The sequence below is a fragment of the Pseudomonas sp. 382 genome, assembly GCF_002759075.1.
GTDB lineage: Bacteria > Pseudomonadota > Gammaproteobacteria > Pseudomonadales > Pseudomonadaceae > Aquipseudomonas > Aquipseudomonas vlassakiae.
This window is the reverse complement of the sequence record NZ_PEMX01000002.1, coordinates 295,053-321,762: the sequence shown is the minus strand read 5'-3', so window position 1 is coordinate 321,762 and position 26,710 is coordinate 295,053. Positions and strand designations below refer to the sequence as shown.

General features: G+C 60.0%; 26 protein-coding genes and 1 tRNA gene. 13 read left to right on the top strand and 14 right to left on the bottom strand.

Annotation, left to right across the window (positions count from 1 at the left end; genetic code table 11):
* Complete coding sequence (locus tag CQW31_RS04530) at positions 1-1,347, bottom strand: nodulation protein NfeD (RefSeq protein ID WP_099813880.1); 1,347 nt, start codon at positions 1,345-1,347, stop codon at positions 1-3.
* 97 nt (positions 1,348-1,444) lie between these two features.
* Between CQW31_RS04530 and CQW31_RS04525 the strand changes: the two genes are divergently transcribed.
* From CQW31_RS04525 to CQW31_RS04515, 3 genes are all read left to right on the top strand, one after another.
* A complete protein-coding gene (locus CQW31_RS04525; RefSeq protein ID WP_027916942.1) occupies positions 1,445-1,903 on the top strand; it encodes an aminoacyl-tRNA deacylase in 459 nt (152 codons plus the stop codon).
* Between the two features lie 61 nt (positions 1,904-1,964).
* Positions 1,965-2,207 (top strand): DUF2789 domain-containing protein, encoded by a 243-nt coding sequence (locus tag CQW31_RS04520; RefSeq protein ID WP_054886437.1) that lies wholly within the window; start codon positions 1,965-1,967, stop codon positions 2,205-2,207.
* Between the two features lie 68 nt (positions 2,208-2,275).
* Positions 2,276-2,914, top strand: a complete 639-nt coding sequence (locus CQW31_RS04515; protein WP_054886436.1) for a hypothetical protein — start codon at positions 2,276-2,278, stop codon at positions 2,912-2,914.
* 6 nt (positions 2,915-2,920) lie between these two features.
* Here CQW31_RS04515 and CQW31_RS04510 read toward each other — a convergent pair whose 3' ends face one another.
* From CQW31_RS04510 to CQW31_RS04480, 8 genes are all read right to left on the bottom strand, one after another.
* Positions 2,921-3,358 carry a CBS domain-containing protein gene (locus tag CQW31_RS04510; protein WP_054886435.1) on the bottom strand — a complete coding sequence of 146 codons (438 nt, stop codon included), beginning with the start codon at positions 3,356-3,358 and terminating at the stop codon, positions 2,921-2,923.
* 231 nt (positions 3,359-3,589) lie between these two features.
* Entirely contained in the window at positions 3,590-5,317 is a 1,728-nt protein-coding gene (locus CQW31_RS04505) for a dipeptidase (RefSeq protein WP_099813879.1), read from the bottom strand.
* A 340-nt stretch (positions 5,318-5,657) separates the two neighbouring features.
* On the bottom strand, positions 5,658-6,674 hold the full coding sequence (locus tag CQW31_RS04500) for a hypothetical protein (RefSeq protein WP_070085919.1): 1,017 nt from the start codon (positions 6,672-6,674) through the stop codon (positions 5,658-5,660).
* Positions 6,675-6,742: 68 nt separating this feature from the next.
* Positions 6,743-6,952 (bottom strand): helix-turn-helix domain-containing protein, encoded by a 210-nt coding sequence (locus CQW31_RS04495; RefSeq protein WP_370738705.1) that lies wholly within the window; start codon positions 6,950-6,952, stop codon positions 6,743-6,745.
* A gap of 138 nt (positions 6,953-7,090) precedes the next feature.
* Positions 7,091-7,264 carry a hypothetical protein gene (locus CQW31_RS31130; protein ID WP_158238175.1) on the bottom strand — a complete coding sequence of 58 codons (174 nt, stop codon included), beginning with the start codon at positions 7,262-7,264 and terminating at the stop codon, positions 7,091-7,093.
* Positions 7,265-7,552: 288 nt separating this feature from the next.
* Entirely contained in the window at positions 7,553-8,482 is a 930-nt protein-coding gene (locus CQW31_RS30860; protein WP_143524206.1) for a hypothetical protein, read from the bottom strand.
* Between the two features lie 136 nt (positions 8,483-8,618).
* A complete protein-coding gene (locus CQW31_RS04485) occupies positions 8,619-9,275 on the bottom strand; it encodes a helix-turn-helix domain-containing protein (protein WP_371858358.1) in 657 nt (218 codons plus the stop codon).
* A 4-nt stretch (positions 9,276-9,279) separates the two neighbouring features.
* Positions 9,280-9,849, bottom strand: a complete 570-nt coding sequence (locus CQW31_RS04480) for a recombinase family protein (protein ID WP_099813877.1) — start codon at positions 9,847-9,849, stop codon at positions 9,280-9,282.
* Positions 9,850-10,247: 398 nt separating this feature from the next.
* On the opposite strand from CQW31_RS04480, the gene CQW31_RS04475 reads away from it, so the two are divergent.
* Together CQW31_RS04475 and CQW31_RS04470 are read left to right on the top strand one after the other, a co-directional pair.
* The gene (locus CQW31_RS04475) at positions 10,248-10,682 is read left to right on the top strand and encodes a trypco2 family protein (RefSeq protein ID WP_070085838.1); all 435 of its coding nucleotides are present in this window, start codon (positions 10,248-10,250) and stop codon (positions 10,680-10,682) included.
* Between the two features lie 244 nt (positions 10,683-10,926).
* Positions 10,927-11,835 carry a DUF4352 domain-containing protein gene (locus CQW31_RS04470; RefSeq protein ID WP_070085837.1) on the top strand — a complete coding sequence of 303 codons (909 nt, stop codon included), beginning with the start codon at positions 10,927-10,929 and terminating at the stop codon, positions 11,833-11,835.
* A gap of 123 nt (positions 11,836-11,958) precedes the next feature.
* On the opposite strand, the gene CQW31_RS04465 is transcribed toward CQW31_RS04470, so the two are convergent.
* The gene (locus CQW31_RS04465; protein ID WP_099813876.1) at positions 11,959-13,782 is read right to left on the bottom strand and encodes a site-specific integrase; all 1,824 of its coding nucleotides are present in this window, start codon (positions 13,780-13,782) and stop codon (positions 11,959-11,961) included.
* A gap of 107 nt (positions 13,783-13,889) precedes the next feature.
* Positions 13,890-13,966: transfer RNA gene (locus tag CQW31_RS04460), tRNA-Arg, on the bottom strand.
* A 265-nt stretch (positions 13,967-14,231) separates the two neighbouring features.
* On the opposite strand from CQW31_RS04460, the gene CQW31_RS04455 reads away from it, so the two are divergent.
* The 5 genes from CQW31_RS04455 to CQW31_RS04435 are packed head-to-tail and all read left to right on the top strand — an operon-like array spanning position 14,232 to position 18,261.
* Positions 14,232-14,981 carry a GntR family transcriptional regulator gene (locus tag CQW31_RS04455; protein WP_054887078.1) on the top strand — a complete coding sequence of 250 codons (750 nt, stop codon included), beginning with the start codon at positions 14,232-14,234 and terminating at the stop codon, positions 14,979-14,981.
* On the top strand, positions 14,978-16,702 hold the full coding sequence (locus CQW31_RS04450; RefSeq protein ID WP_099813875.1) for a fumarate reductase/succinate dehydrogenase flavoprotein subunit: 1,725 nt from the start codon (positions 14,978-14,980) through the stop codon (positions 16,700-16,702). Before CQW31_RS04455 ends, CQW31_RS04450 begins: the two co-directional genes overlap by 4 nt.
* Before the next feature lie 38 nt (positions 16,703-16,740).
* Entirely contained in the window at positions 16,741-16,986 is a 246-nt protein-coding gene (locus CQW31_RS04445; protein ID WP_008096634.1) for a ferredoxin family protein, read from the top strand.
* Positions 16,987-17,020: 34 nt separating this feature from the next.
* The gene (locus tag CQW31_RS04440; protein ID WP_099813874.1) at positions 17,021-17,986 is read left to right on the top strand and encodes a HEAT repeat domain-containing protein; all 966 of its coding nucleotides are present in this window, start codon (positions 17,021-17,023) and stop codon (positions 17,984-17,986) included.
* Positions 17,986-18,261, top strand: coding sequence for a gamma-butyrobetaine hydroxylase-like domain-containing protein (locus CQW31_RS04435; protein ID WP_099813873.1), 276 nt, complete (start codon positions 17,986-17,988; stop codon positions 18,259-18,261). The genes CQW31_RS04440 and CQW31_RS04435 overlap by 1 nt, the downstream gene beginning before the upstream one ends.
* 140 nt (positions 18,262-18,401) lie before the next feature.
* Here the strand turns inward: CQW31_RS04435 and CQW31_RS04425 are convergent, their stop codons facing one another.
* Together CQW31_RS04425 and CQW31_RS04420 are read right to left on the bottom strand one after the other, a co-directional pair.
* Positions 18,402-19,265 carry an ABC transporter ATP-binding protein gene (locus tag CQW31_RS04425; protein WP_099813871.1) on the bottom strand — a complete coding sequence of 288 codons (864 nt, stop codon included), beginning with the start codon at positions 19,263-19,265 and terminating at the stop codon, positions 18,402-18,404.
* A complete protein-coding gene (locus CQW31_RS04420; RefSeq protein ID WP_249342213.1) occupies positions 19,262-20,857 on the bottom strand; it encodes an ABC transporter permease in 1,596 nt (531 codons plus the stop codon). The genes CQW31_RS04425 and CQW31_RS04420 overlap by 4 nt, the downstream gene beginning before the upstream one ends.
* Positions 20,858-21,154: 297 nt before the next feature.
* Between CQW31_RS04420 and CQW31_RS04415 the strand changes: the two genes are divergently transcribed.
* Both CQW31_RS04415 and CQW31_RS04410 read left to right on the top strand, forming a co-directional pair.
* The gene (locus CQW31_RS04415; RefSeq protein WP_099813870.1) at positions 21,155-22,192 is read left to right on the top strand and encodes an ABC transporter substrate-binding protein; all 1,038 of its coding nucleotides are present in this window, start codon (positions 21,155-21,157) and stop codon (positions 22,190-22,192) included.
* A 35-nt stretch (positions 22,193-22,227) separates the two neighbouring features.
* Positions 22,228-23,133: a TauD/TfdA family dioxygenase gene (locus CQW31_RS04410; protein WP_099813869.1), complete on the top strand. Its 906-nt coding sequence runs from the start codon at positions 22,228-22,230 to the stop codon at positions 23,131-23,133.
* A gap of 123 nt (positions 23,134-23,256) precedes the next feature.
* Here the strand turns inward: CQW31_RS04410 and CQW31_RS04400 are convergent, their stop codons facing one another.
* A complete protein-coding gene (locus tag CQW31_RS04400) occupies positions 23,257-24,171 on the bottom strand; it encodes a LysR family transcriptional regulator (RefSeq protein ID WP_099813867.1) in 915 nt (304 codons plus the stop codon).
* A 193-nt stretch (positions 24,172-24,364) separates the two neighbouring features.
* Here CQW31_RS04400 and CQW31_RS04395 point away from each other — a divergent pair, with 193 nt between their 5' ends.
* Positions 24,365-26,701, top strand: coding sequence for a TonB-dependent receptor (locus CQW31_RS04395; protein ID WP_099813866.1), 2,337 nt, complete (start codon positions 24,365-24,367; stop codon positions 26,699-26,701).
* Positions 26,702-26,710 lie beyond the last annotated feature (9 nt).

The following is a 26,710-nucleotide window of genomic DNA, read 5'->3' as shown; positions in this document are numbered from 1 at the left end:
TCAGTCTCCTTGCGCCGCGGGCGCGGCGGCACTCACTTCCAGCGTCACGCCATGGCGTGCTGTAACCCGGACGTTCTGCCCGGCCTGCAGCGGCGTGGTGCACTGGACTTGCCATTGTTCGCCCTGGGCATGGACCGAGCCGCAGAACGGGTTGTCCGCCATCACCTGGGTCACCGTCACCAGGCTGCCGACCAGGCCGGCGTCACCGCTGACCAGCGCCCGTCGGCGCGCCTTGATGGCCATGCCTGCTACGCCGCCGATCAGCAGGGCCGAAAGGACGGCGAGGGTGCCTATCAGCACCAAGGGGATGCCGAAACCCGGGGCGTCGGTGTCGATCAGGGTCACGGCGCCAGCGATGAAGGCCACGATGCCGCCGAAGCCGACCACGCCGAAACTGGGCAGCAACGCCTCGGCGACCATGAAGGCGATGCCGAGCAGGATCAGTGCCACGCCGGCGAAGCTCACCGGCAACAGCTGCAAGGCATACAGCGCCAATAGCAGGCAGATGCCGCCGACCACTCCGCCCAGTGCGGAACCTGGGTTCATGAACTCGAACAACAGGCCGTATACCCCGATCATGATCAGGATCAGCGCCACACCGGGATTGGTGATCACGGCCAGCAGGCGCGTGCGCCAGTCCGGCAGGTGTTCGATCACGACAGCATCCCGGGTCTGAAGCCGCTGTGGTTGGCCGGCGGCGACCAAGGTCTTGCCGTCGATCTGGTGCAGCAGGGCAGGCAGGTCGTTGGCTACCTGGTCGATCACGTTCAGGCGCAGTGCTTCAGTGGCCGGCAAGCTGACCGCCTCACGCACCGCTTGCTCCGCCCAGTCGGCATTGCGCCCGCGTAGCTGGGCCAGGCCACGGATATAAGCGCTGGCGTCGTTGACCTGTTTGCGGGCCAGGGTCTGTTCATCGTCGCTCGGCTTGGCCTTGTCGTCCTTCGGCGCACCGGGCAGACCACCGATCTGCACGGGTGTGGCGGCGCCGAGGTTGGTCCCGGGGGCCATGGCGGCGACGTGGCTGGCATAGAGGATGTAGGTGCCAGCGCTGGCGGCACGGGCGCCGCTGGGGGCAACGTAACTGACGACCGGCACGGGGCTTGCCAGAATAGCCTTGATCATCAGGCGCATGGCGCTGTCCAGCCCGCCGGGGGTATCCAGGCGCAGCACCACCAACTGGGCACCTTGGGCCTTGGCCTGTTCAAGGTTGCGAATCAGGTAGTCAGCGCTGGCCGGGCCGATGGCGTCATCAATGCCCAATACCCAGACGCTACCGGGCGCTGCCAGGCCCGCCGGGGCAAGGCCGAGCATCAACAGCAGCAGCCAGCGGCAACATCGAGTGATCACCTGTCGTCACCTCGTTGACCTCTCTGCTTTAAGTTTAGCCATGCCTGCCGGCACGGCCTAAAATTGAAGGTTGGGGGAGCGAAACCGGAGGTGCATCATGCGTATGGCCAAGACCCTGCAGCAGCGCCTGGACCAGGCCAACTGCGACTACGACATCATTCCCCACCCACACTCGGCCACCAGCCTGGAGTCAGCGCGCACGGCGGGCGTACCTGCCGAGCGGGTGGCCAAGTCGGTCATGCTGGACGACCGTCATGGCAACTACATCATGGCCGTGCTGCCGGCCAATCGGCACATGGACATGAGCAAGGTGCGCATGTCTGGCGCCTGGCAACTGACCCGCGAAAGCGCCTTGCCGATGCTGTTCGGCGATTGCGAAAGGGGCGCCATCCCGGCTATGGGTGACGCCTATCAGATAAAGATGCTGCTCGATTCGAGTCTTACCCGCCAAGGCGATGTCTACCTGGAGGCAGGTGACCACGATCACCTGATCCACATGAGCATGGAGCAGTACCTGAAACTGGTACCGCAAGCCGAAGTACGAGAACTGTGCTGATGACAACCAACCCATGCCGGGCCGGGCGCATTGCTGGCCGGCCCGGTGCTAAGGAGGCAACATGGAAAAACCGAACCACCACTTCTCGGAAATCTTCAAGCAACTGGGCCTGCCTGACGACCCAGTCGAAATCGAGCGCTTCATCACCACGCACTCGCCGCTGGATGACGGTGTGAAGCTGGTGGATGCGCCTTTCTGGACGGAAGGACAGCGGGCGTTTCTCAAGGAAAGCTATACCGCCGATGCTGACTGGATACCTATGATCGACCAATTGAACGAGGCACTTCATCCCAAGAAAAAATAAGTGCCGAGCGGCACCTGACGAGTGATCGGCCGTTGCTATGCTCAGGAAAAACAACAGGGGATAGCGTGATGAAAGATCCCTACGCACCAGGTTTCTGGTGCTCCGTGACGATCCTGGGCACCCTGACGGCCGGCTACTTCTACGGCATACGCCACACCCAGCAGATGAACCAGGCCATCCAGTTTCTCTACGCCGCCGCCGCCGTCACTGGCGCGGTTGCGTTGCTGGCCCTGACCTGGATTGCCTGGCAGCAGTTACGCTTGAACAAGCGTGAAGTGATTCAGGGGCGAACGTTGCTCACCATCTGGGACACCAAGGTTGCACTGCGCCGCGTCGAGACGGTGTTCGACCGCTATTTCTGGGGCAGCTACTGGCATTCCGGGCGCACCTTCGAGGAAGTGATGGGCGAGCTCAAGGGTACACCGCTGGAGCAGAGCCTGGATGCCTTGAAGCGGCAATGCCGGGCGCTCGACCGGGAAATCCACGACCATCATCACCACTGGCTGGCCAATGCCCGCGACCTGTCCAGCGTGGCCACGGCCATGGCCCGCGAGCGGTATCAGCTGGATCTGTGCGAGCCGTCGAGCAACGGCCATGGCAATACCGCCGTGCTCAACCGGGATCTGGAAGTGTTGGTGTATACCTGGTCGGCGCGCCTGCGCAGCTTCGACCATCAGTTGGACGAACTGGAGCGCGCCTACCACTGAGGCCGGCTATTCGCCGCGAATGTAGCCTTCCAGCTGCTTGATCAGGCCGGCCTGCTCGGCGATGGTTTCCTTCACCAGGTCACCGATCGATAGCAGCCCGAGCAACTTGCCGTCCTCGACGACTGGCAGGTGGCGCAGATGGCGGTCGGTCATCTGTTGCATGCAGTAGTCCAGACTCTTTTTCGGCTCCACCGTGATCACTGGCGCGCTCATGATTTCGCGCACCGGCGTGGCGGCTGAGGAGCGGCCCTTGAGCACCAGCTTGCGTGCATAGTCCCGCTCACTGACGATACCCACTACCTGGTCGTTTTGGACGACCGGCAAGGCACCGACGTTTTTCTCCGCCAGCAGTTTCAGGGCGTCGAGCACCGAGTCATCCGGGCCGATGGTGTACACGGTCTGGTGCTGGGACTTGGTCTTGAGGATTTGTTCGACGGTCTTCATACGGGCCTCTGCGGGTGGAAAAGACGAGCGCTTTGAGTAAATAAAGCATCCGGCACGCCAGCCTGCACGGCAATGCAGGAAACGGCATGGAGTCGATTGAAAAACGTCATGGTCGTTTCCTGTACCGGCCTCTTCGCGGCTAAAGCCGCTCCCACAGGTGCTGCGTTGGCTTCGAGTTGCCCCCATACCTGTGGGAGCGGCTTTAGCCGCGAAGAGGCCGGTACCGCTGACTCAGAGTTTCGGCATCTGCCCGATCCGCGCCACCATCTCGCTCACCACTTGCAGGTCGAGCATGAACTGTTCCACGGTCTTGAACTCGTTGTCGTTGTGCCCGGTGTACTTCACATCCGGCATTGCCAGGCCGAACTGCACGCCGTTGGGCAGGTCGTGCACCGAGGTAGCGCCGGCCGAGGTACCGAATTCATGCTTCATACCCAGGTTTTCGCTGGCCACATCGAGCAGCGCCTTGACCCATTCGCCTTCGGGGTTGCGGAACATCGGCTCGTCAAGGCTGTAGTCGAAGGCCACCGAGGTGTGGCTCTGGCGGGTCCATTTGCCCAGTTTGTCGGCCAGCTGGTCCTTGATCACGGCCAGTGGCTTGCCTTTGGGGATGCGCAGGTTCACGGCCAGCTTGAGACCCTTGTCGTCCACGCCGACGAAGGTCAGCGAGGTGGTCAGCGGGCCCATGAACGCGTCCTCGAAGCCGATGCCGAGCTTCTTGCCCAGGTAGTCCAGGCCCCAGTTGTCGGCGGCGTAGCGGGCGGCATCGGTGAAGTGGTTGTGCTTGAGCGGCACTTGTTGGCCCAGGCCATTGAGGAAGTCGAGCATGCGCGCCACCGGGTTGACGCCGGACTCTGGCTCCGAGGAGTGGGCAGAAACGCCGGTCACGGTAAGCAGCACGTTCTTGCCGTCGACCTTGGCATCGAGGCTGAAGTCATTGCCATTACGCTTCACGTATTCAGCGCCGGCCTTCTCCAGGTGCTTGGCCAGTTCCGCCGGGTTATCCGCCACCAGGGTCGCCACCGACGTGGTCGGAATCTGGTTGGTCGCCAGGCCGCCGGTCAGGTTGACGATTTCCGCACCTTTGCCCGTGGCCGGGCGTTTGCTGAAGCTGGCCATGACCGTGCCGTAGCCTTTTTCGGCAATCACCACCGGGTAGCCGCCATCGAGTGCCAGGTTGTAGTCGGGGGTCGGGTTGCGCTCGAAGTAATAGGGGATGGCGTCGCCGCTGGTTTCTTCGGTGGTGTCGATCAGCAGCTTGAACTGCCGGGCCAGGGGCAGGTTTTCGTCCTTGGCGACTTTCAGCGCATACAGCGCAACGATGATGCCGTTCTTGTCATCCTCTGTGCCACGGCCGTACATGCGGTCGCCGACCAAGGTGACCTTGAACGGGTCGAGGCGGGTGCCGTCGGCCAGCTTCCAGTTGTCCGGGTTGACCGGCACCACGTCAGCGTGGGCGTGGATGCCGACCACTTCCTTGCCTTCACCCAGCGAGATCTCGTAGACGCGGTTGTCGACATTGCGGAAGGCCAGGCCGAAGCTCTCGGCCAGCGTCTTGATCTTGTCGGCGATCTTCAGGAATTCGGGGTTTTCGTGCTGCGGCACGCCGTCGACGCTGAAGGTGGGGATGGCGACCAGCTCGCGCAGGTTTTCTGTGGCGGCCTTGGCGTACTTGATACGGGTGTACAGGCCGAGCAGGCGGTTGATTTCATTTTGTTGCTCGGCTGCGAGCGGCTTGCCGGCCAGGTAGGCGTCGAGCGTAGCTGCGAGGTTGTCGGCCTTGGCCAGGTCGCTGCCTTGGAGTTTACCGAGGAATTGCTTGAAGTCGGCCGGGTTGCTGCCGTCGAAAGCTTTGACGATGGCGGCAGACTGTTGCTGGGACAGGTTGGCCTGGGCCGGTTGGGTGAACAGGCCAATGCTGGCAAGCATCAGGGCGGTGGAGAGTTTTTTCAGGTGCATGAGCACGCATTCCTTCGCGAATCATTGTTATGGGATACCCGTCGGGACGGGAGGGGACCCACGCTAACATCAATGACCCATGGCACGGGAGTGCCAGAAACGCGACATGTCGCACAAATGAAAAAGCCCCGGGCATGCTCCCAGGGCTTTTCTGATATGGCGCACTCGGCGGGATTCGACCTCGCCTCACTGCTTACCTTGATTCAAAGGCCGAAAAACCTTGGGTGGTCGCGCCTAGGAGGGGCTGGTTAATGTCGCATTCAAATTTACAGCTTCGAACCCATAAGCTGCAACAAGCCTAAGCACACGTCTGAGCAATTCCACTCACCGGTAGGTGGCATCACGACGTTTGGAAGTCTCTCGCCAACATCGTTGACGCTAAGGACGGCTCAATAGCCTGATCGCCCGCAAACTGACGAGCAGCTTCATAACCTTGTCGACGAAACCGCGCCAGCATCTCGTCATGATTTGTGAGTGATTGCGTGTTGAAGCGCAAACGCAGGGCTGTCCCTTGGTAGGAGGTCAGACGATCTTGTTTGCCTGCCGAATCGAGGATAATGCCAGCTCCATTGCTAGCAATGAAAAAGCTCCCGCCAGCTCTGCAAATTCTACTGGTCATGTACAAACCAAAGCCGGAGTTCTGCCAAGCGTCGTTAGGACGCCTTCTCACACCTCGATACATTTTGCCAGACACCCCAGGTAGAAGGGCCAAATGCAACGCATCGCGATCACATGTAATGTTGAGGTAAGGGTTCTCTCTCAAGCCGTATCGGACACCATTCCCTACGTCGAGGATCGCGACCTCAACCATATTTCGACTGGGCCAGTATTGGCCGCAATACTCGATGAATTCTGATCCGGAGTGCTCAACGACGTTGCGCATGATCTCGCGAATAGAGAATGTCAGTGTGTCAACGAGACTGCCTTGGGCCTGCCTAACGAGCAACTGAGCTATCTGTGCGGCTTTTTCCTCAATCACGTCTCCAGGGTTCACTGCTCTCTCAGCAGCCTCACTTTCGATGCCTGCGACATTTAGAAGCGTAAGGGGAATGTAGGTCGAACTGCCGCTTGCCTGACCCGGAGCATTGCCGTGCTTCAACCCAAATGCTTGGAAAAACCCCATGTGTGCAGGGTACGTATGGTTATGAAAGTTTAGGGCTGTGAAATGAGCTTCTTCTCTGCTTCTGCGGAATCGTTTTAGCTCGTTTGCAACATAGGCCATAGTGAATGGTTCCACCATACCCATCCGATGGAAGTCGAATTCGTATCTCGTATCAGATGGGGTTTCCCATAATCTGTTACAGAAATTGATCGCCTCAGTGAGTGATAGGTTTTGAGGCAGGGCAATTCGGGCCATTGATTTCTCCTAGATGCTTCCTGAGGCGAGTATCCGTGCTCGCTGCGGCTACCTCAGGAAGCGCTTCCTTACTCGGCCGGGCGGATTAACAGAATCTCGGGAGATACATCCAACCCTCGTGCAATACGCTCGATATTGAGGATGGTGACGTTTTTCTCGGACCTTTCGAGCATCCCTACGTATGTCCGATGGACACCGGCGCGTTCGGCCAACTCTTCTTGGGACAGCTTTCGCTCTAAGCGAAGGCGCCGCAGGTTGGTGGCAAAGGTATCGATCAAGGGGGGAGGGCTTTTCTCATTGCTCATGCACCCAATGTGGCGCGATGCATACTACGATTCGACATACTATAGTTAGCATGACGTTGACCGATGAAGGTCGTGTGCACCGTATTCAGCAGTATCCGTGATCCTTTTAACTCACGAAACAGGGTGATCCATGATGGAAAAAACGATGATCGCTGCGTTTTGCTTGGTGGCCTCTGCTGGCGCTTTTGCGGAAATGAAGGCGACTTGCAGCACGAAAATGAGCGGGGAGGCCAAATGTGAGTTCATGAACACGGGGCCGAAGAAAGACAGCACCTGTGTAGTCATTGAGATGGTCCGGGCCTATAGCGCTGACACGTATAGCCGGCCTGCATTTGGTGGGGAAGGGGCGGCTCTAGTTTCGGACAAGATATGCTCGGGACTGGTGGAGCCTCAGGACATTCGTGAGAGAAGTCCTTCAGGGGGATGGTCGATCAACGGCACTCCAATGACGCCATTGGCGTTTTGTGATTCCGACAACCCGTGGTTCAAAGCCTCCACCAACTGCACAATGACCACTAAAGCTGTTAAAAACTGATTTCCGGGCATCCGTATAGGTAGCCGTACTCCCTCTGCCTATGCGATGCCGTTCGGCTCATAGAGCCCAGCAGGAGCTGTTGCAAGTAGCTCTGAGACCTTCAACCCACTCAGTTTTCCCTCGTGCCAGCGTTTGGCTTCCCTCTTCAGTCGAGCAGAGATGAAAGTCTGTTTTCCCTTGGGTAAGTCATATTCCTCAGCTAGCGATGGATCGTAGTGAACAGACAAGCCGTTCTTAGAAGCGTAGAAGCACCACCTCGCCGCTGACTGCCTGATGTCTGAGTCAGAATCTCTGCCCGGAGATTTGAACATGAGGTCTGCATCTGCCTCGCCTTTTAGAGATCGCAGATTTTTTCTTAGCGAGGTTGTTCCTTGTGCAGAAAATCCGGGAGGTCCAATCATCAACCCATGCAGATGCCAGCGTCTCCGGCTTGATGGATCGGAAAGCACGGCTGGCGCTTTCTCCACCCCATACAGAAACTCCGCCCCTGGACCGATTGCATTGGAGACGAGCCGGGTCATTTGATCCCGTATGTACTCCAGGGCTGACTCATCACCTCCATCAATTCGGTCGCTTAATGCTTCAGTGAGAATCAGAGTGAAGGTCCGCAGATCCCAACCCCTTGCGGTAGCAATACGCTCAAGCGGCTCTGCTGCTGCGGCCAATTTGTCAAACTCATGCAATGCCCTCCAATGTCCCAACTCCTCATACAAGGGAGGAGGTCGGACTAGGAGAGTGTTCGCTTTCAGTTTTTTCTCAGGCTGATGAGGAGTATCTGTCCTTAATATACTTCTCTTATTTTTCGAAAAATCCTTTGCACGCACCATAGCTATTAGGCTTGCGGGATTTTTGCGAGTACGCTTTTTTACGGGTTTTTGCAGAACCGCAGCCTCACCGCCACTCCCTACCGGGTCAGGGGTACTCGTGGTGGGGGATGTTGATTCGGTGATCTGTTCTTCTTCACCCACCAGAAGTCCCTCTCATTGATCGCCCAGATTTTCAAAATCCTCTTGTACTGGCTGTCACCAGGGGCTTGGCTTGCCTTACACAGTTCTAAGGCTTTGACAAAAGGACAGGTCAGGATCCATTCAAGCATAGGTCAGGCTAACGGAGGACACCTTCTTCTGGGGGCCTGAGCTGATCCTGTTCCTGAAGCCACGCAATGGTGCCCAACTCATCAGCAATTGCCTCGTCATCGCCCGCTAACTCTGCCTCATCCAATCGCTGCTGGGCTCGCATGATGGCGACATCGTTTTCTGTCATGAATCTGATTTGTAGCTCGGGTAATTCTTCAATCTCTAGCGACTCCGCCAGCTTCTCAAGAGGTAGGGCTCGGCGGCCAACGTCTTGCGTTAGCTTCAACGCTGTCGCGCTTGCTGCTAGCGACCTAAATGCGGTTGGTGCTGCTGGATCAAGCGCATCCAAAGATTCAGCCAGCTTCGTCCGGATTCTCTGGATCAAAGCAAGATCGTCTAGGGCGTTAGAAGCGGCTAGTTGCCGCACGGTATCCAGAGAAAATGCGGTATTCAGCATCTCCTCTCGTGCTTTTTGAATCAGAGCGTTGGCTGAGGCACCTGGGACCACCTTGTGCCGTTTGAGCAGACGCTGAACAGTGCTGATACTCAGTTCAAGTCGTTCGGCAATTGCGCAGATTGTCCATCCCGCTTCTCGCAAAATTGCTGCTTGGGCGCCTTGATCTGGGGTGACTTTCTTTCCGGGCATTTTGTAAGCCTCATCTGACTGAAGAACATGCAAGGCCAATGGGTTAGACCTTGTTCCAGTGACGCTTTACCGTGGCGATCCCTAATCCAGTCCTGGCAGCTACCTCCGCTTGACTCATGGCTTGCGCTTTGCATCGCTGCACTTCCGCAGTGGTATTGGTTGCCTGAGGGCGTCCAAGACGCTTTCCTTCCGCTTTGGCGCGTTTGAGGCCTGCTTGAGTTCGTTCGACAAGTAGGTCTCGTTCAAACTCAGCAACCGCCCCTAAGACTTGCATCGTCATCTTGCCGGCTGCTGAGGTTAGGTTTACCCCCCCCAGAGCCAGGCAGTGCACCTTGATTCCATTTGAGGCGAGCTGTTCAACCGTCATTCGGACGTCCATGGCATTGCGGCCTAGTCGGTCAAGCTTGGTCACTATCAACACGTCTGACGATTCCATGCGGTCAAGCAGCTTTTGGAAACCTGGGCGCTCTTTCGCCGAGACGCTGCCCGAAACGGTCTCCTCAACGACTCTGCTTGCCTGCACGTCGAACCCGGCGGCTTTGACTTCTTGCAACTGGTTCTCTGTGAACTGATTGGCTGTAGAGACCCTGGCGTAAAGGAAGGTGCGGGACATTAGGCATTTCCTCGTTGGAATCAACAAACCTAGCATCACAATAGCAAGGGATCATAAACTGTGAAACGATATTTAGATGATACCTTTAGGTAGGGCGACGAGCGGTATCGTTTAACGGTCGTTTTATGATGCGAGGCGGAATGGTGATGACCGTGTTCGACCCATAGCGGCCCTCCGCCACAGGCAGATTACGGCCATAAGCAGTCATCGGGCGTAGCGTTCGCGCTGCTGCTTATGCGAGCCGTTTAGACTGTGGAGCTAATTCGTGATAGGAATTGAATCCCGGTTCGAGGCTAGCCACCTAGCGCAGGCGCAGAGTAATTGATGAGCTCTCGGATCGCGGTAATGCCCCCCAATGGGTGTGGCGTCTTAAACAATTTCGCGGATGGAGTTAAGCAATGAAAGGGATGATCAGCCTTGTGGACTTCATCAAGGAGGTTAAACAGGAACTCCGTGCCGCTGTGGATAAAGAAGATCCATTTTTTGAAATGGGAGATGTGGAGCTGGAGGTCACCTTCGCCTTAGACGCAACAGCTAAGGCAGGTGCAAAGTTGTTTGTCGTTGACATCGGCGGAGAGACCAAAGCCACCCAAACGCATAAGGTTAAGGTCATGCTTCATCCCTTTGTAGAGGATGATGTCGCCCAACAGATTCCGGCGCACCACGCCAAAAAACGATCAGAATTGGTAACTTTATCTAATAGTTCAAAGCAGAGAAAGGGGAAAACGACTGAACCACACTCGACCAGAGCACGTGTAGCACCTACAGCGCACAAGCCAAGCGTCCCCGCGACTACCACCCCCGTTGTTCGACGCAGGCCCCCTGCTGGCTAATTTTTTGACCATCAACTCGAATCCATTGTTGTACTGCAAAATATTCGACTAATAGAGCGGGTTCACCTGCCTGGTGGGCTAGCGACTCCACCAGCTCTGGATCGATTACGGTTAGATGTGACAGGCAGAATAGGCCAAAAGTAGCCATTCGAGCGCGTCTATAAAATGCGGGGCGACACAGTTGATAGCCACATGCCATACGAATAGGCTTCGCCCATCACACCACTTGCACAAAGGATTGGAAATGCGCCGCTGCCGCCTTGCCTTGGCTCTGATGATCAGTCTCGCGATACCCGGCTTCGCCTCTGCCGCCACTGCCAAGAAGGACACAACGAAGGCTGAATTGCCTAATTGTTCAGCCGTAACGTTCGATGGATCCAATCTCACAGAAGAAGAGAACGACTACTTTTTTTCTAACCAGAAGGACATTTCGACAGCACAAATTCTGCGCTTCGCACTTGGTAGAGATGCGATTTTGGCCGACTTCTACGCACGGCGGAAAGGCGCAGACTTCAATGCCGATGTTCTGAAAATCAAGGATCTAGCTAAGCTGAAAGGGCTTGCATTGCAGATGGCCCATGACCTTGCCGTAGCTGAAAATGCGCGCATTGAGCAGAATAAGAACCATAAGTGGACCAAGGACACCACCGATACTCTCTTCTGCCGTATAGACGCCATCGGCGACACCGCGACGAACAGCTACAACATCTATGCCACAAGCTACCTCAAAGGGCTTAAAGCGAAGCAGGAGGCCATGCATGGTCAAGTAGGCTACTTCGATGTGACGGTTAATGACTGCACCATCAGCAAGTCCATAGACACCGGCAACCGCTACTCCGCCGTGAAGCCAGATCCTGATGCGCGATTCCTCACCGTGAACGCGACCTTCAAGAACACTGATAGCGAAGGTCGGCTACCATTCGAAGGCAGCTTGTTCATCAGAAAGGATGACAAAGATTTCAAATTCGACACGACTGAAACCGTCATGAGCGATGGCTACGGAATCCGTTTGCGGTCCCTGAACCCTCTCATCAAGCTCAACACGAAGCTCGTCTATAAGGTGCCTAACGAGTTGTCTGGCGAGGTTTATTGGACGCCCGGTAGGAATGCCGAGGATAAGAAGCTCTGGTGTACCTACCTCCCGTCAACCTGATTAGTGCCATAGCCAGCTATCTGTTGGTTACGGATTTATGTTTAGAGTTTGGCAGACTGCCGCTGGGCGTGAGGGGCTACTACGGGTCGAAAGGGGACCACGACGAGTGCCGACATCTATTTACTAGGAGCACTCGTCTTGGTTCAGGCCGAACTGAACCCTGTGCGCTTCAATGCTTCTCGATAACTGGGCACCGAGCCGTCGCTCAAAATCTCCATAAGTGATGTGCGACAGATCGGTTGGAAAATGCACGGTATGCAGGATTTCGTGTTTTCGAGCTAAATAGAACCCGACGCCATAGCTGTCAGCCTCAGTCTTGCCCGGTTTGGCGTGTCCCGTGAAGGCCTCAAGCAGAGCAGCCGCGTCGCCACCAGTGTTTTTCACTAAATCTGTAAACGTATGGCGAAAGCTGTGGAAGTTTTTGCCATCGGTATCGCCATTTTCATCACGCTTTCTGATCCCGACCTGATGAAAGTAACCGGCATAGCTGGTGCTGTCGCTAGGCATACGCGTAAAAAAGGTTGTTGCTCTAGAGCCCCAACCTTTCTTGGGGTTGTGCTTCAGCCCATCAGAGAACAGCTTTTCGCGGCCCTCCTTGCGCGCTAACTCAACAAAATCGATGAAGCCAATCCGTACCAGCTCATCGTGGACCGGGAGTTTGCGACGGCTTGCTTTGTTCTTCAGAGCCTTGGGTAAGGGCTTGTCCTTCGGGTCGTCCATTATGACTATCGAGTGAAGTCCGGTCTCTTCGTCGGTCTGAACGTCGTATGTGTCGAGTTGGCACAACTCGTTTAGACGACCACCAGTGAAGAGACCGAGCAGTGGTAGCCAAAATTGATAGGGGTAGACAAGGTTCGCTGTCCCAAGGTCGCTGCCAGCGTAGATATAGCCCGAGAATATTGCATTAAGGTCACCCTTTGAGAATGACCTCACCTTCGACTCGACACCCGCAGGGGTTAGGTCAAACCGTGGCTTCTCTGTAAAGGATGGATCGACAGTACTTAAATTTTTACGGTAGGCGTATAGATGGAGCGATCCGAGGCAAATTGAAATTTTCTCCGCTGAGGCTGGACTCAGCGCGCGCTCACCATGCTTTGCCAGGATTGAATCGAGCTCGGCGTTCGCAGAAAGCTGTTTGCCACGTGATTGCTTGATTTTAGGTATGAGTCTGTAGATTCGGTTGAAATCTTCAGCAGTGAGGTCGGCGATGGGCTTTCGCTCACTCAGTATCGTGAGCCTTGTTGCATGTCCTTTCTCAGCAACCTCAGTGTTTGCTGCTTTTCCTGCATTAAGCGTTTCGTCGTTTTCCCACTTCTCTCTCCACACGTCAAACAAGTTCATGGTCATCGCTTGGGATTTGAGAACGGTCGAGAGCGTCTGGCTCGGTTGCGGAGGTGTGATCTGAGACCTCACCAGTTCCGTCAAAATATCAGGGAGTACTTTGCGAAGCTGTGTCGCTGGATAGGGACTGCTCAAGTCAAGTAAACGGTTGGCGATGGTTTGCAAATGATCTGGGATAGGCCGCTTGTAGGCGCCCGTGAGCAGTCGCCCCACTTCACGTTGGCGCTGGCGAGCTTCGAGCTGCTCGTTTGTCATATGGGGCTCAGAGGGCTCAGTGGAGGACTTGTGATCTGACCATTGGCCCCATTCAGATGAAAACGCTGCGTCCGTGGCCTCATCTGCAAGCTCCAACGCCCGCTCAATCTCTTCTTGGCTCAATTCGTTTTCACGCTGGTTCATGGCGTCTAACGCTCTGTCGAAAACGGTTTCATATCTAGCAGAGTATTGCCTCGCTTTTCTAAGCGCCAGCCGCAGGCTGTCAGTTTGGAGTGATCGGCGAATCTCTTTTTGAATGCCAAAGGCAGAGCGCAGGGGCTTCGGAACCACAACGCGAAAGTAGTATGTGCCGTGGCGATTGGGGGAGATGTGAGCGGGAAACTTGGGCATGGGAGCACCATTGCGATGCCCCACTTAAATGCAACGCCGGATGTCTCTACGGCCTGCTTTGCCCTGTGCTTGTCATATTGTCTCTCAAGACAAGCACTTAGGAATATTGGCGCACTCGGCGGGATTCGAACCCACGACCCCTGCCTTCGGAGGGCAGTACTCTATCCAGCTGAGCTACGAGTGCAACGCGCACGCATGATACCCATCTGATTCGGCGGCGTCCATCGCCTTGATCTATCGCTGTTTTCTCGCCTGGCCCTTGGCGGCTAAAGCCGCACCCACAGGTACTGCGCTGTCTGTAGTAGCGGCTTTAGCCGCGAGAGAGCCGGTACAGGCCGCGACAAATCCATCTATCCATATGCAATTTCAGTATTTCCTTAGCGGTTCTTATGTCCTCTATCCTCTGGTCACAACTTGTTATAACAAGTACTCGATCAGCGAAGAGAATCATGGCCGAACTGCTCCCCCTGTCCCCGGTACCGCTCTACACCCAGCTCAAGGAACTGCTGCGCGAGCGCATCCTCGACGGTACTTATCCACCGCATAGTCGCATGCCCTCGGAAAGCGAGCTGGGCAAGGCATTCGAGGTCAGCCGTATCACCGTGCGCCAGGCGTTGGGTGACCTGCAGAAAGAAGGGCTGATCTTCAAGATCCACGGCAAAGGCACCTTCGTCGCCAAACCCAAGGCGTTCCAGAACGTCAGCACCCTGCAGGGCCTGGGCGAGTCGATGACGCAGATGGGCTACGAGGTGCTCAACCGCCTGCGCAGCTTCCGTCATGTGCCGGCCAATGCCCTGGTCGCCGCGCGGCTGCAGGTCGAGGAGGGCAGCCTGGTTACCGAGATCCGCCGGGTGCGCTTGATCAACCGCGAGCCGGTGTCGCTGGAGCTGACCTGGCTGCCCAAGGCGGTCGGCGAAAAGCTGGAAAAGGCCGACCTGGTCACCCGCGACATCTTCCTGCTGCTGGAAAACGACTGCGGCATTGCGCTGGGCCACGCCGACCTGGCCATTGACGCGGTGTTGGCAGACAGCGACCTGACCCAGGCGCTGGAGGTGGAAGAAGGCGCGCCGATCATGCGTATCGAACGCCTCACCCACGCCGCCGACGGCACGCCGCTGGACTTCGAACACCTGTATTACCGCGGCGATGCCTTCCAGTACCGCCTGCGCATCGACCGTCAGAAGGGGAGCAAGGCATGAGCATCGAGACCCAGGACTACGACATCATCGTCATCGGTGGCGGCACTGCCGGGCCGATGGCGGCGATCAAGGCCAAGGAGCACGACAAGCGCCTGCGCGTACTGCTGCTGGACAAGGCCAACGTCAAGCGCAGCGGCGCCATCAGCATGGGCATGGACGGCCTGAACAACGCCATCATTCCCGGCCATGCCACGCCCGAGCAGTACACCAAGGAAATCACCGTGGCCAACGACGGCATCGTCAACCAGGCCGCCGTGCATGCCTATGCCACCCACAGTTTCGAAACCATCGAGCAACTCGACCGCTGGGGCGTCAAGTTCGAGAAGGACGAGACTGGCGATTACGCGGTGAAGAAGGTCCACCACATGGGCGCCTATGTGCTGCCCATGCCTGAAGGTTACGACATCAAGAAAGTGCTCTATCGCCAGCTCAAGCGCGCCCGGGTCGAGATCAGTAACCGCATGGTATGCACCCGCGTGCTGCTCGACGCCGAAGGCGCGGCTGCCGGTGTCATGGGTTTTGATTGCCGCACTGGCGAGTTTCGCGTGGTACGGGCCAAGGCGGTGATCCTTGCCTGTGGCGCTGCCGGGCGCCTGGGCCTGCCATCCTCGGGGTACCTGATGGGCACCTACGAGAACCCGACCAATGCCGGCGACGGCTATGCCATGGCCTACCACGCTGGCGCCGAACTGGCCAACCTCGAGTGTTTCCAGATCAACCCGCTGATCAAGGACTACAACGGCCCGGCCTGCGCCTACGTCACCGGCCCCCTTGGTGGCTACACCGCCAACAGCAAGGGCGAACGCTTCATCGAGTGCGATTACTGGAGCGGGCAGATGATGTGGGAGTTCCACCAGGAGCTCGAAGGCGGCAACGGCCCGGTGTTCCTCAAGCTCGACCACCTGGCCGAAGAAACCATCCAGAACATCGAAGAGATCCTGCACAGCAATGAGCGCCCCAGCCGCGGCCAGTTCCATGCCGGGCGTGGCACCGACTACCGCCAGCACATGGTCGAGATGCATATCTCCGAGATCGGCTTCTGCTCGGGGCATTCGGCGTCGGGGGTGTGGGTCAACGAGAAGGCCGAGACCAGCGTCAAGGGCCTGTATGCCGCCGGTGACATGGCAGCAGTGCCGCACAACTACATGCTCGGTGCGTTTACCTACGGCTGGTTTGCCGGTGTGAACGCCGCAAAGTACGTGGCCGAGCGGGAATTGGCCGAGGTCGATGCCGGGCAGGTCGAACGCGAACGCACGCGGGTGTTCGCCCCGCTGCACCGTGAGCATGGCCTGCCGCCGGCGCAGGTCGAGTACAAGCTTCGGCGCATGGTGAACGATTACCTGCAGCCGCCAAAGGTGACCAAGAAAATGGAAATCGGCCTGGCGCGCTTTGCCGAAATCGAACGTGATCTCGAACAGATGAAAGCCAGCAACCCGCATGAGCTGATGCGGGCGATGGAGGTCTCGGTGATCCGCGACTGTGCCGAGATGGCGGCGCGGGCCTCGCTGTTCCGTGAGGAGAGCCGCTGGGGCCTTTACCACCACCGCGTGGACTTCCCCGAGCGCAACGATGGCGAATGGTTCTGCCATTGCCATCTTAAAAAGGGCGAAGACGGCGAGATGACCAGCTTCAAGAAGGCTGTCGAGCCCTACCTGATCGCCTTGGATGCCCAGGAACAGACCGCCTATGACCGGCTGCGGGTGAAAGCCGACGCTGCCTGAATGAAACAGAGGGCCGAAGGCCCCAAGGACCCCGTGAAATGGCCTACCAGCCCCAGGAAATATTCTTTCGCAGCAGCGCCCCGGTGACCATCGACGAAGACAAGTGCATCGCCGAAAAAGGCTGCACCGTCTGTGTCGAGGTCTGCCCCATGGACCTGCTGGCGATCAACCCGGCCACGCAAAAGGCTTACATGGCATTCGACGAGTGCTGGTACTGCATGCCTTGCGAGAAAGACTGCCCCACCGGTGCGGTCAAGGTCGACATCCCGTACCTACTGCGCTGATTCATCCCTGTCATCCGCCGCCAAGGATCGCGCCATGAGCGAACGAAGCACCGACAACCACGAGATTCTCGAACTGCTGCCACGCCTCGAAGCCGACGATGCGGGCGTGCGGCGCATTGCCCTGATCGAACTGGCAGACCTGGAAGACCCCGACGCCTTGCCGTGGCTGACCGACGCCCTGTTGGTCGATGGCGCCGACGAAGTGCGCGCCGAGGCCGCGCGCCTGCTGGAAGCCTGGGAGGAACCGGAAGTGGTACAGGCCTTGTGCGCCGCACTGGCGGATGGTGCAGAAGCAGTTCGCCTGGCTGCCGCGCAGAGCCTCAGCGAGTTGAAGACCCCGGAAGCCGGGCAACTGATTTTGCCGTGGACGACTCATGCCGATGCCTTTGTCCGCGCCAGTACCTTGCGCGCCCTGCGGGAGCTGCGTCTGGAGGACGCCGCCGTCCCTGCGCTGCGGGCGCTGGAAGACCAGGACGCGGCAGTGCGGCGCGAAGCCGTGGGTATTCTGGGTTGGCTCAAACACCAGCCGGCACTGCCGGCTTTGGCGCAACTGGCTGAGCATGAGCCTGACACCGAGGTACGGCGCGCCGCGATTGGCGCTTTGGGCCTTGCTCGAGACCTCGGGGTACTGCCGGCGCTGGTTGGCGCCTTGCGCGACCCCGCCTGGCAGGTACGCGAAGAAGCCGCGACGACGTTGGGCAAGGTTGGCCACGCCCAGGCGGGGCCGGCACTGGTGGCGGCGCTGGGCGATGGCTTCTGGCAAGTGCGTTTGCGCGCCGCCCGTTCATTGGGCCGCCTCCGTCATGGCGAAGCGCTGGATGCTTTGGCGGGCTTGCTGGGCCATGGCATTGCCAACCTGCGCAAGGAAGCTGCACTGGCGTTGGGTGAACTGGGCCTGGCCCGCGCCTTGCCAGCGCTGCAAGCGGCCGAGGGTGACAGTGATCCTGAAGTGCGCAAGGCGGTGCGCATTGCCCTGGCGCAATTGCGTGGGGCGGTCTGATGAACGTCCCAGTCGCGATTCGCAACCAGCGTGGGCCGGGGCTGCTGGCGCTGCAATGGGTCGATGCCGAAGCGCTCATCAGCCATGCCCGCCTGCGCGGCGCCTGCCCCTGCTCGCAATGCCGTGCGGCGAGGTTGCAGGGGCGGGTGTCATTGGTGAGTGAGGATGTGCGCGTCGAGCAGGTGGTGGCGCAGGGGTATGGCGTGCAGCTGGTGTTCAGCGATGGGCATGAGCGGGGTATCTATCCCTGGACCTACCTGCGCGATCTCGGCTGACTTGCATCCTCAGTCTCTGAAAATTGTCGCGATCCCTGTGGGAGCGGGCTCGCCCGCGAACACGGGCGAAGCCCGTGCCATCCACCGTGTCGCCTGATTCGCGGGCTTGCCCGCTCCCACAGGTGCGATGCAAGTCAGTATCACAACGCGATCAGCTCGGGCCGCAGGCCTTCCACCCGGCGCGCCGCTGGCGGCAGGTAACCGCCATCGCCAGTGATCTGATGCAGCACCTGCTCGCGCAGCCCATGCAAGGCCACGCCAGTGCGCAGGCGCGGGTGCGGCAAGTCGATTTCCACCACTGACTTGATCCGCCCAGGGCGCGGCTCCAGCACCACCACCCGGTCGGCGAGGTAGGTGGCTTCCTCGGCATCGTGGGTCACCAGCAAGGTGGTGATGCCGGCGCGCTCGCGGATGGCCAGCAGTTCGTCCTGCAGCTGCTGGCGGGTCAGTGCGTCAAGCGCGCCGAATGGCTCGTCGAGCAACAGGATGCGCGGGCTGGCCACCAGGCCGCGGGCAATCGCTACACGCTGGGCCATACCGCCGGACAGCTGGTGCGGGTAGGCCGACTCGAAACCGACCAGGCCTACCAGTTGCACGAACTCGTGCACACGCCGGGCGCGCTCGCCCTGGGTCAGGTGTTCGTTGACCAGACCCAGGGCGATGTTCTGTTCAACCGTCAACCAGGGGAACAGCCGATGCTCCTGGAACACGATGCCGCGCTCGCCGCCGATGCCGCTGACCGCCTGGCCATCGATGCGGATGCTGCCGCTATGGTCTGTGTCCAGCCCGACCAGCAGGCGCAGCAGGGTCGACTTGCCGCAGCCCGAGGCGCCGACGATGGCGATGAACTCGCCTTCGTTGATGGCCAGGTTGAAGTTGCGGATGGCCTCGAACGGCTGGCCATCGACGCTGAAGACCTTGCCGACGCCTTCGAAGCTGACCAGCGGCGGCGTGGTGTCGGCCTGATTGGCCGCGTGCAGGTGTGAAGCATTGAAGGCATTCATGCGGTTCTCCAGCGCGTGGCGCGCGATTCGAGGCGTTGGCCGAGGGTGCCGAGCAGGGCGCCGACCAGGCCGATCAGGACCATTGCGGCCATCACCTGGTCCATGCGGAACAATTGCTGCGCGCCGATCATCAGGCTGGCGATGCCACCGTCCGAGGGCATGAAGTACTCAGCACCGATGGTGCCCAGCCAGGCGTAGATCAAGGACAGGCGCAAGCCGGCGAATATCGCCGGTGCGGCGCCGGGCAGCACCAGCAGGCGCAGGCGTTGCCACAGGTTCAGGCGTAGTGTGCGGGCCGCTTCGCCCAGTTGTGGCGAGAGGCTGGCGATGCCGCGCTGGGTGGCGATCAGCAGCGGGAAGAATGCCGCCAGGCCGACGAACACGTGCTTGGCCCCTTCGCCGAGGCCGAACCAGGCCGTGAGCAAGGGTACCCAGGCAAACAGCGCCACTTGCCGCAGGGCCGACAGGCTTGGCCCGAACAGGCGTTCGGCCTTTGGCGACAGCCCCAGCAGCAACCCGCTCAGCAAGCCTGCGCCACCACCCAGGACCAGGCCGGTCAGGGTGCGCTGCAGGCTCAGCAGCATGGCTTCTGGCAGCGAGCCGTCGGCCAGCCCGCTGAACAGCGCGCGCAGCACATCCAGCGGCGAAGCGAGGATGTTCGGGTCGATCCAGCCCAAGCTATTGCTCGCCTGCCACAGCGCCAGCAAAGCCGCTGGCAGTAGCAGGCTTTGCCAGCCCCGTGGAATGGGCCCGCGCTGTTGTTCGCCGGTGGCCGGTTGAGGCCAGAACAGCAGGCGCTTTTCCAGGGTCGAGAAGCCGCGCTCCAGCAGTGCACCGACCAGACCGATCACCAGGATGCACAACAGCACCAGATCGAGCATGAACAGCTGCCTGCCCCAGACCATCAGGTAGCCGATGCCTTCGCTGGAGGCCAGCAATTCCACGGCGAGCAACGACGTCCAGCCGGTCGCCAGGGCCAGGCGCACCCCGGTGAGGAAGGCTGGCAGGGCCGCTGGCAGCAGCAGGCGCAGGAACAACAGGTGACGTGGCAGGCGCAGCACGGCGGCGGCTTCGCGCAGCTTCGGCTGCGCGTCGCGCACGCCGACCAGCGTATGCAGGGTGACCGGCACCACGACGGCTTTCACCAACACCACCAGCTTGAGCAGTTCGCCGATACCGAAGAACAGCATGAACAGCGGAATCCAGGCCAGGGTAGGGATTTGCGCCAAAGCCACGAAGGTTGGCAGTACCCAGGTCTGCGCGTGGCGTGAGGTACCCAGCCATGTGCCGAGCAGCAAGCCACAGCCGACGCCAGCCAACAGCCCCCAGAACAGCCGCTGCAGACTAATCCACAAGTGCCCCCAAAGCTCACCGGAGCCAAACTCCAGCGCGCTTTGCCACACCAGTGAGGGCGCCGGCAGGATCTGCTCGCTCATCCAGTGCTGCTGGCTCGCCACGCACCACAGCAGGGCAATGCAGACCGGCACTGCCCATGGCAACACGCGGCCCACGCGGGAGCCGCCATGCGGCGCGATAGCGGCGCGCAGTGGCCAGCGAAGCCAACCCCGCCCTTTGCTCAGAACTCCATTCATCGGCCATCTCTCGAAGCGTTCCAATGTTATTCACTTATGGAATTAAAAAATTTCACAAGCGATATTCAAGAGATAAGAGCATGCAAGCCATGCATGCGGAACCCCCTCGCCGTTGCGTTTTCCTCATATTTTCCATGCGTTTCCCGCAAGCCACCCCGCGCCCCGCATGAATCCTCGTTTATGTCTTTCCGTTACTGAAAAATGAAGTTTTGATCTTTGTAGGTTCTAACCAGACCTGCCTAGCTTCTGGCCAACGCGCCGGCCATCGCCGGTGGCAGCCTGCCAAGGAGCCTTGCCATGAAAACCCCGCTTCGCCACCTGATCACCGCACTCGGTCTGGCCTTTACCCTGGGCGCCCACGCAGCCGAGCCGGCCAGGCCGGAAAGCATCCGCATCGCGGTGCCCGACCTCAGCGCCGGCAGCAAGCACAGTGCGGGCGGTGTGGTCGACGTACTGCGCGACCAGCAACTGCTGGAAAAGGAATTTGCCAAAGACGGCATCCGTATCGACTGGCACTTCTTCAAGGGCGCAGGCCCCGTGGTCAACGAAGCCTTGGCCAATGGCCAGGCCGACTTCGCCTACCTGGGCGACCTGGCGGCGATCGTCGGCAAGGCCAACGGCCTCGATACCCGTGTGCTGTCGGCCGGGGTGCGTGGGGTGAAGAGCTATCTGGGCGTAGTGCCGGGGTCCGGCATCAAGTCCCTGCACGACCTCAAGGGCAAGCGCGTGGCGGTGTTCCGCGGCACCGCCAACCAGTTGTCGTTCGCCAGCGCGCTGGCCAGCCAGGGGTTGTCCGAGCGCGACCTGAAAGTGATCAACCTCGACTTCAACGCCGCCAACGCTGCGCTGGCTGCAAAACAGATCGATGCCACCTGGGGGCTTTCCAACCTGTTGTCGCTGCGTGAGCGCGGGCTGGTCGAGCTGCCTGTCAACTCCCGCGACCTGGCAGGCGCCGGCAGCACCCAGGCGGTGTTGCTCGGCACGGGCGATTTCATTCGCAAATACCCCGAGCTGGTGCAGCGCCTGGTCAATGCCCAGGAGCAGGCCGCCAGCTGGCTGCGCGACGAGCATAACCGCGAGGCCTATGTCGACCTGGTGGCGAGCAACGCCAACTGGCCTCGCAGCATCCTCAGCGATGACCTGGCCAAGGAAGACCTTGCCCATTACTTCGACCCACGGCTGGACGCCGACTTCGTTGCCCAGCTGCAGCAGGGCGTCGACCTGGCCGCCCGCGAGCGCCTGATCCGCCGTGGCTTCCAGGTTTCCGAGTGGATCGAACCGCGTTTCCTCGATGCCGCACTGCAACACCAACAGGCCGTGCAGGCCGCCCGCTGAACCCAAACCCGACCATGACCGCAAGGACCACGACCATGAGCAATGCCGCACTGGCCTCCGTGCCACACAACCTCGAACTCGACATTCACCCGGTTGCCGGCCGCATCGGCGCCGAAATCCGTGGGTTGAAGTTGTCCGCCGACCTTGATGCCGCCACTATCGATGCCATCCAGGCTGCCCTGGTGAAGCACAAGGTGATCTTCTTCCGTGGCCAGACCCACCTCGACGACCTTAGCCAGGAAGGCTTTGCCAAGCTGCTCGGCGAGCCGGTCGCCCACCCCACCGTGCCAGTGGTGGACGGCACCAGCTACCTGCTGCAACTGGACGGTGCCGAAGGCCAGCGGGCCAACTCCTGGCACACCGACGTAACCTTCGTCGATGCCTACCCCAAGGCCTCGATCCTGCGCAGCGTGGTGGCGCCGGCTTCCGGAGGCGATACCGTCTGGGCCAACACGGCGGCGGCCTACCAGGAACTGCCCGAGCCGCTGCGCGAGCTGGCCGACAAGCTGTGGGCGGTGCACAGCAACGAATATGACTACGCGAGCATCAAGCCCGATGTCGACCCGGCCAAGCTTGAACGTTATCGCAAGGTGTTCACCTCGACCGTCTACGAGACCGAGCACCCGGTGGTGCGGGTACACCCGATCAGTGGTGAACGTGCATTGCAGCTGGGGCACTTCGTCAAGCGCATCAAAGGCTATTCGCTGGCGGACTCGCAGCACCTGTTCGCGGTGCTGCAGGGGCATGTGACGCGGTTGGAGAACACCGTGCGCTGGCGCTGGGAGGCGGGGGATGTGGCGATCTGGGATAACCGCGCCACGCAGCATTATGCGGTGGATGACTACGGCACCCAGCCGCGGGTGGTGCGGCGGGTGACCTTGGCCGGTGAAGTGCCGGTGGGGGTTGATGGCCAGTTGAGCCGGACCACGCGTAAAGGCTGATATCGCCGGGGCCGCTTTGCGGCCCTTTCGCGACACAAGGCCGCTCCCACAAAAAGCACGGCGTACGCCAATCAAATGTGGGAGCGGCCTCGTGTCGCGAAACGGGGGCGAAGCCCCCGCCAGCTACACCTCGGTATCACAGGCAATCAACTGCCTGACCAACCCCTGCGCCAACGGCGACAAGCCATACCCCACCCGGCTCACCACCCCATAGCGGGTATAGAACGCCTCTTCCTGCTCCGCTGCCAGGTCCACCAGTTTCAACGCCACCAGCCCCCGCTCCATCTGGTAAGGCCGCAAGTTGGCATTGCAGGCGATGCCAATGGTGTCCGAATGCATCACCACGTTCAGCAATGCATACCCATGCTCGCACTCCACCGTCGGCAGAAAGTCCTGGCGGCCGCTGAGATCGCTGAGGATCTTGCGGATGTTCGGTGGGCGGAAAGTAGTTGCCAACGGGTAGTCGAACACGTCCCGTGCGCGTACCTCGGCCTGCTCGGTCAGCGGGTGCCCGGCCCGGCAACAGAAGTGCCAGCGTTGCGGTGCCAGCTTGTGCACGCGGTAATCCGGGTCAGACTCGAACTGCCGTGTGTCGGCCACGAAGAACTCGATCTCTTCGGCGATCAGCTTGCGGTTCAGCACCTGCCAGTTATCCACCTGGAAGCAGGTGCGCGCCGCCGGGTACTCGGCCACGAAGCGCGCCACCGCCCGTGGCACCAGGCCGCCAGCCGGTGCCGGGCCGGAGCCGAAGCGCACCACGCCGGTGGTGGCGCCATTGAACTGGTGAATCTCGTTGACCAGATTATGCGCGCCATGCACCAGGCGCCGCGAATGCTCGAGCACCAGCAAGCCCTGTCGAGTGGGTGAAAGCTCTTTGCTGGCACGGTCGACCAGACGACAGCCGATGTTGTGCTCCAGGGTCTGGATGCTGCGGCTGAAGGCCGATTGCGACAGATTCACCGCAGCCGCCGCAGCGACGAAACTGCGGTGCTCGACAAGGGCGATGAAGTGGCGGAGCTGGCGTAGGTCGATATGCATTTTCTACATGAAAACTTTCGGTCGAATGCAATTGATGAAGAGGGTCAGCCCCCTTATAAAGTGAGTCACTTATTCCACAAAATATGATTTAAAAATATTTATATCTCTTAAAAGAATATAAGCCCAACTGACCGCGATTCGGTTCCGCCAACGGAAATGCTCGCCCAGGGCCGCAGCCTCAAGGAGCATTTGCATGTCTGGACTTTCCCGTTGGCCTGCGCGCGCGTCGCGCTTTACCTTGCAACCCTTGGCCGCCGGCGTGTTGCTGGCAGCATCCAACGGCAGCTTTGCCGAAGAACCCGTCAGCACCACGCCGGCCGTGGAGCAGGAAGCCAAGCTCGGCACGGTCACGGTCAATGCCCGCCGCCGCGAGGAAACCGCGCAGAGCGTGCCCACGCCCATCAGTGTGCTCAGCAGCGAAACCCTGGAAACCCAGCGCATCTACCGTGTGCAGGATCTGCAACAGCTGGTGCCCAGCACCAATGTCGCCTATGTGCATGCGCGGCAGTCGAGCATCTCGATTCGTGGCCTGGGCAACAACCCGGCCAGCGATGGCCTGGAAGGCAGCGTCGGCATCTATCTGGACAACGTCTACCTCGGGCGGCCGGGCATGGCGGTGTTCGACCTGCTCGATGTCGACCAGCTGGAAGTGCTGCGCGGCCCGCAGGGTACGCTGTTTGGCAAGAACACCACGGCGGGGGTGCTGAACATCACCACGCGCAAACCGACCTTCCACCCCGAGGGCAGCATTCAGCAATCGATTGGCGAGGACGGTTACCTGCAGACCCAGGGCAGTTACTCCGGGCCGATCACCGAGACGCTGGCCGGGCGCATCAGTGCCTACCACACCGAAGACGATGGTTATGTAAAGAACATCCACAACGGCGACGAGCTCAACGGTGGCAAACGCCAGGGCTTTCGTACCCAGCTGCTGTTCAAGCCGAGCGAAAGCTTCAACCTGCGCTGGATCGGTGAGTACAACGAAGAGGATTCCAACAACGGCATCCTCAGCCTCTACAGCACCGGGCCGACCATCAATGGCGTCAACCGCTACGAAAGCCTGGCCGCCCAGGCTGGGGCGACACTGGTATCGGGCAAGGACCGCAAGGTCAACTTCGATGCCGACCAACAGGTGACGGTGTTCCAGGGCGGTACCTCGGTCGAGGCCAACTGGACCCTGCCCAACGACTTCACCCTGACTTCGATCAGCGCCTACCGCTGGTGGGACTTCACCCCGCGTAATGACGACGGCCTCAATGTGCCGGTGTTCTACAGCGCTGGGGTGTCGGTACGGGACAAGCAGTACTCCCAGGAAATCCGCCTGGCGTCGCCCACCGGTGGCGTCTTCGACTATGTGCTCGGCGCGTACTACTTCAAGCAGGACCTGGACAACAAGTCCTTCACCTATTACGGCCCCCAGGCGGACATCTGGAACATCACCCCGGCCGGCGCCCTGGCCAACGTCAATACCATCGGCAATGGCCATATCGATACCGACAGCTACGCGCTGTTCGCCCAGGGCACCTGGCACCTTACCGATCGCCTGGACTTCACCGCCGGTATCCGCGGCACCTACGAGGAAAAGAGCGCCTGGGTGACCCGCGACGCGCCAACCGGTGGTGCTGCCGTAACCGGTGCGGCCGCCGCTGCGCGCCAGGGCAGGGTGGGGGCGTACGATTCGGGCGACCTAAACCAGTACAGCTTCAGCCCTTCCGGGCTGCTGGGGCTGAGCTATCGCTTCAACGAGCAATTGCTCGGCTACGCCACCCTGACCCACGGCGAGAAGTCTGGTGGCGTCAACCTCACCGTCGGCGCCGCGCCGCGCCTGGGCACCGACTCGTTGCTGGTCGGCACCGAGCGGGCCAACAACGCCGAGTTGGGCCTCAAGAGCACGCTGTTCGATAACCGCCTGCAGCTCAACACCAACCTGTTCTGGACCGAGGTGCATGGCTACCAGGCCAACGTCTACGACCAGATCAACCGCGTGCAGTACCTGGCCAACGCAGGCAGCGTGCGCTCGCGCGGCCTGGAGTTCGAAGCCACGGCGCTGCCGATCAAAGGCCTGACGGTGAACTTCAACGGCTCGTGGAACGACGTCCGCTACCTGAAGTACGACGACGCACCGTGCCCGCCGGAGGTGAGCCTGGCCAATGCCACGGCCACCTGCGACCTGTCCGGCCACCAGGTGGTCGGCGCCTCCAAGTACATCGCCAACCTCAACGGCGAATACAAGTGGCAGGCCAGCCAGCACGTCGAACCCTACGTCACCGCCAGCTACGCATTCCGCTCGCGGGCGGTGGGCACCATCGACGATTCCGACTTCGGCCAGATCCCCAGCTACGCGCTGGTCAACCTCTCCGCCGGTGTGCGCCTGGACCAGGGCGACGGCGTGGTCGACCTGTCGCTGTGGGTGAAGAACGCCGGCGACAAGACCTATTTCACCAGCCTGTGGAACTCCGCCAACGGTGGGTACGCCGGCGTGCTCGGTACCCCGCGCACCTTCGGCGCCACCGCCCGTTACGACTTTTGAGTAAAAAGG

Bases quoted from the DNA above. Each gene is read 5' to 3' on its own strand.
- CQW31_RS04525 (WP_027916942.1), top strand. From the start codon at position 1,445: ATGCGTATGGCCAAGACCCTGCAGCAGCGCCTGGACCAGGCCAACTGC.
- CQW31_RS04520 (WP_054886437.1), top strand. From the start codon at position 1,965: ATGGAAAAACCGAACCACCACTTCTCGGAAATCTTCAAGCAACTGGGC.
- CQW31_RS04515 (WP_054886436.1), top strand. From the start codon at position 2,276: ATGAAAGATCCCTACGCACCAGGTTTCTGGTGCTCCGTGACGATCCTG.
- CQW31_RS04510 (WP_054886435.1), bottom strand. From the start codon at position 3,358: ATGAAGACCGTCGAACAAATCCTCAAGACCAAGTCCCAGCACCAGACC.
- CQW31_RS04505 (WP_099813879.1), bottom strand. From the start codon at position 5,317: ATGCACCTGAAAAAACTCTCCACCGCCCTGATGCTTGCCAGCATTGGC.
- CQW31_RS04500 (WP_070085919.1), bottom strand. From the start codon at position 6,674: ATGGCCCGAATTGCCCTGCCTCAAAACCTATCACTCACTGAGGCGATC.
- CQW31_RS31130 (WP_158238175.1), bottom strand. From the start codon at position 7,264: ATGACTACACAGGTGCTGTCTTTCTTCGGCCCCGTGTTCATGAACTCA.
- CQW31_RS04480 (WP_099813877.1), bottom strand. From the start codon at position 9,849: ATGTCCCGCACCTTCCTTTACGCCAGGGTCTCTACAGCCAATCAGTTC.
- CQW31_RS04475 (WP_070085838.1), top strand. From the start codon at position 10,248: ATGAAAGGGATGATCAGCCTTGTGGACTTCATCAAGGAGGTTAAACAG.
- CQW31_RS04470 (WP_070085837.1), top strand. From the start codon at position 10,927: ATGCGCCGCTGCCGCCTTGCCTTGGCTCTGATGATCAGTCTCGCGATA.
- CQW31_RS04465 (WP_099813876.1), bottom strand. From the start codon at position 13,782: ATGCCCAAGTTTCCCGCTCACATCTCCCCCAATCGCCACGGCACATAC.
- CQW31_RS04455 (WP_054887078.1), top strand. From the start codon at position 14,232: ATGGCCGAACTGCTCCCCCTGTCCCCGGTACCGCTCTACACCCAGCTC.
- CQW31_RS04450 (WP_099813875.1), top strand. From the start codon at position 14,978: ATGAGCATCGAGACCCAGGACTACGACATCATCGTCATCGGTGGCGGC.
- CQW31_RS04445 (WP_008096634.1), top strand. From the start codon at position 16,741: ATGGCCTACCAGCCCCAGGAAATATTCTTTCGCAGCAGCGCCCCGGTG.
- CQW31_RS04440 (WP_099813874.1), top strand. From the start codon at position 17,021: ATGAGCGAACGAAGCACCGACAACCACGAGATTCTCGAACTGCTGCCA.
- CQW31_RS04435 (WP_099813873.1), top strand. From the start codon at position 17,986: ATGAACGTCCCAGTCGCGATTCGCAACCAGCGTGGGCCGGGGCTGCTG.
- CQW31_RS04425 (WP_099813871.1), bottom strand. From the start codon at position 19,265: ATGAATGCCTTCAATGCTTCACACCTGCACGCGGCCAATCAGGCCGAC.
- CQW31_RS04420 (WP_249342213.1), bottom strand. From the start codon at position 20,857: ATGAATGGAGTTCTGAGCAAAGGGCGGGGTTGGCTTCGCTGGCCACTG.
- CQW31_RS04415 (WP_099813870.1), top strand. From the start codon at position 21,155: ATGAAAACCCCGCTTCGCCACCTGATCACCGCACTCGGTCTGGCCTTT.
- CQW31_RS04410 (WP_099813869.1), top strand. From the start codon at position 22,228: ATGAGCAATGCCGCACTGGCCTCCGTGCCACACAACCTCGAACTCGAC.
- CQW31_RS04400 (WP_099813867.1), bottom strand. From the start codon at position 24,171: ATGCATATCGACCTACGCCAGCTCCGCCACTTCATCGCCCTTGTCGAG.
- CQW31_RS04395 (WP_099813866.1), top strand. From the start codon at position 24,365: ATGTCTGGACTTTCCCGTTGGCCTGCGCGCGCGTCGCGCTTTACCTTG.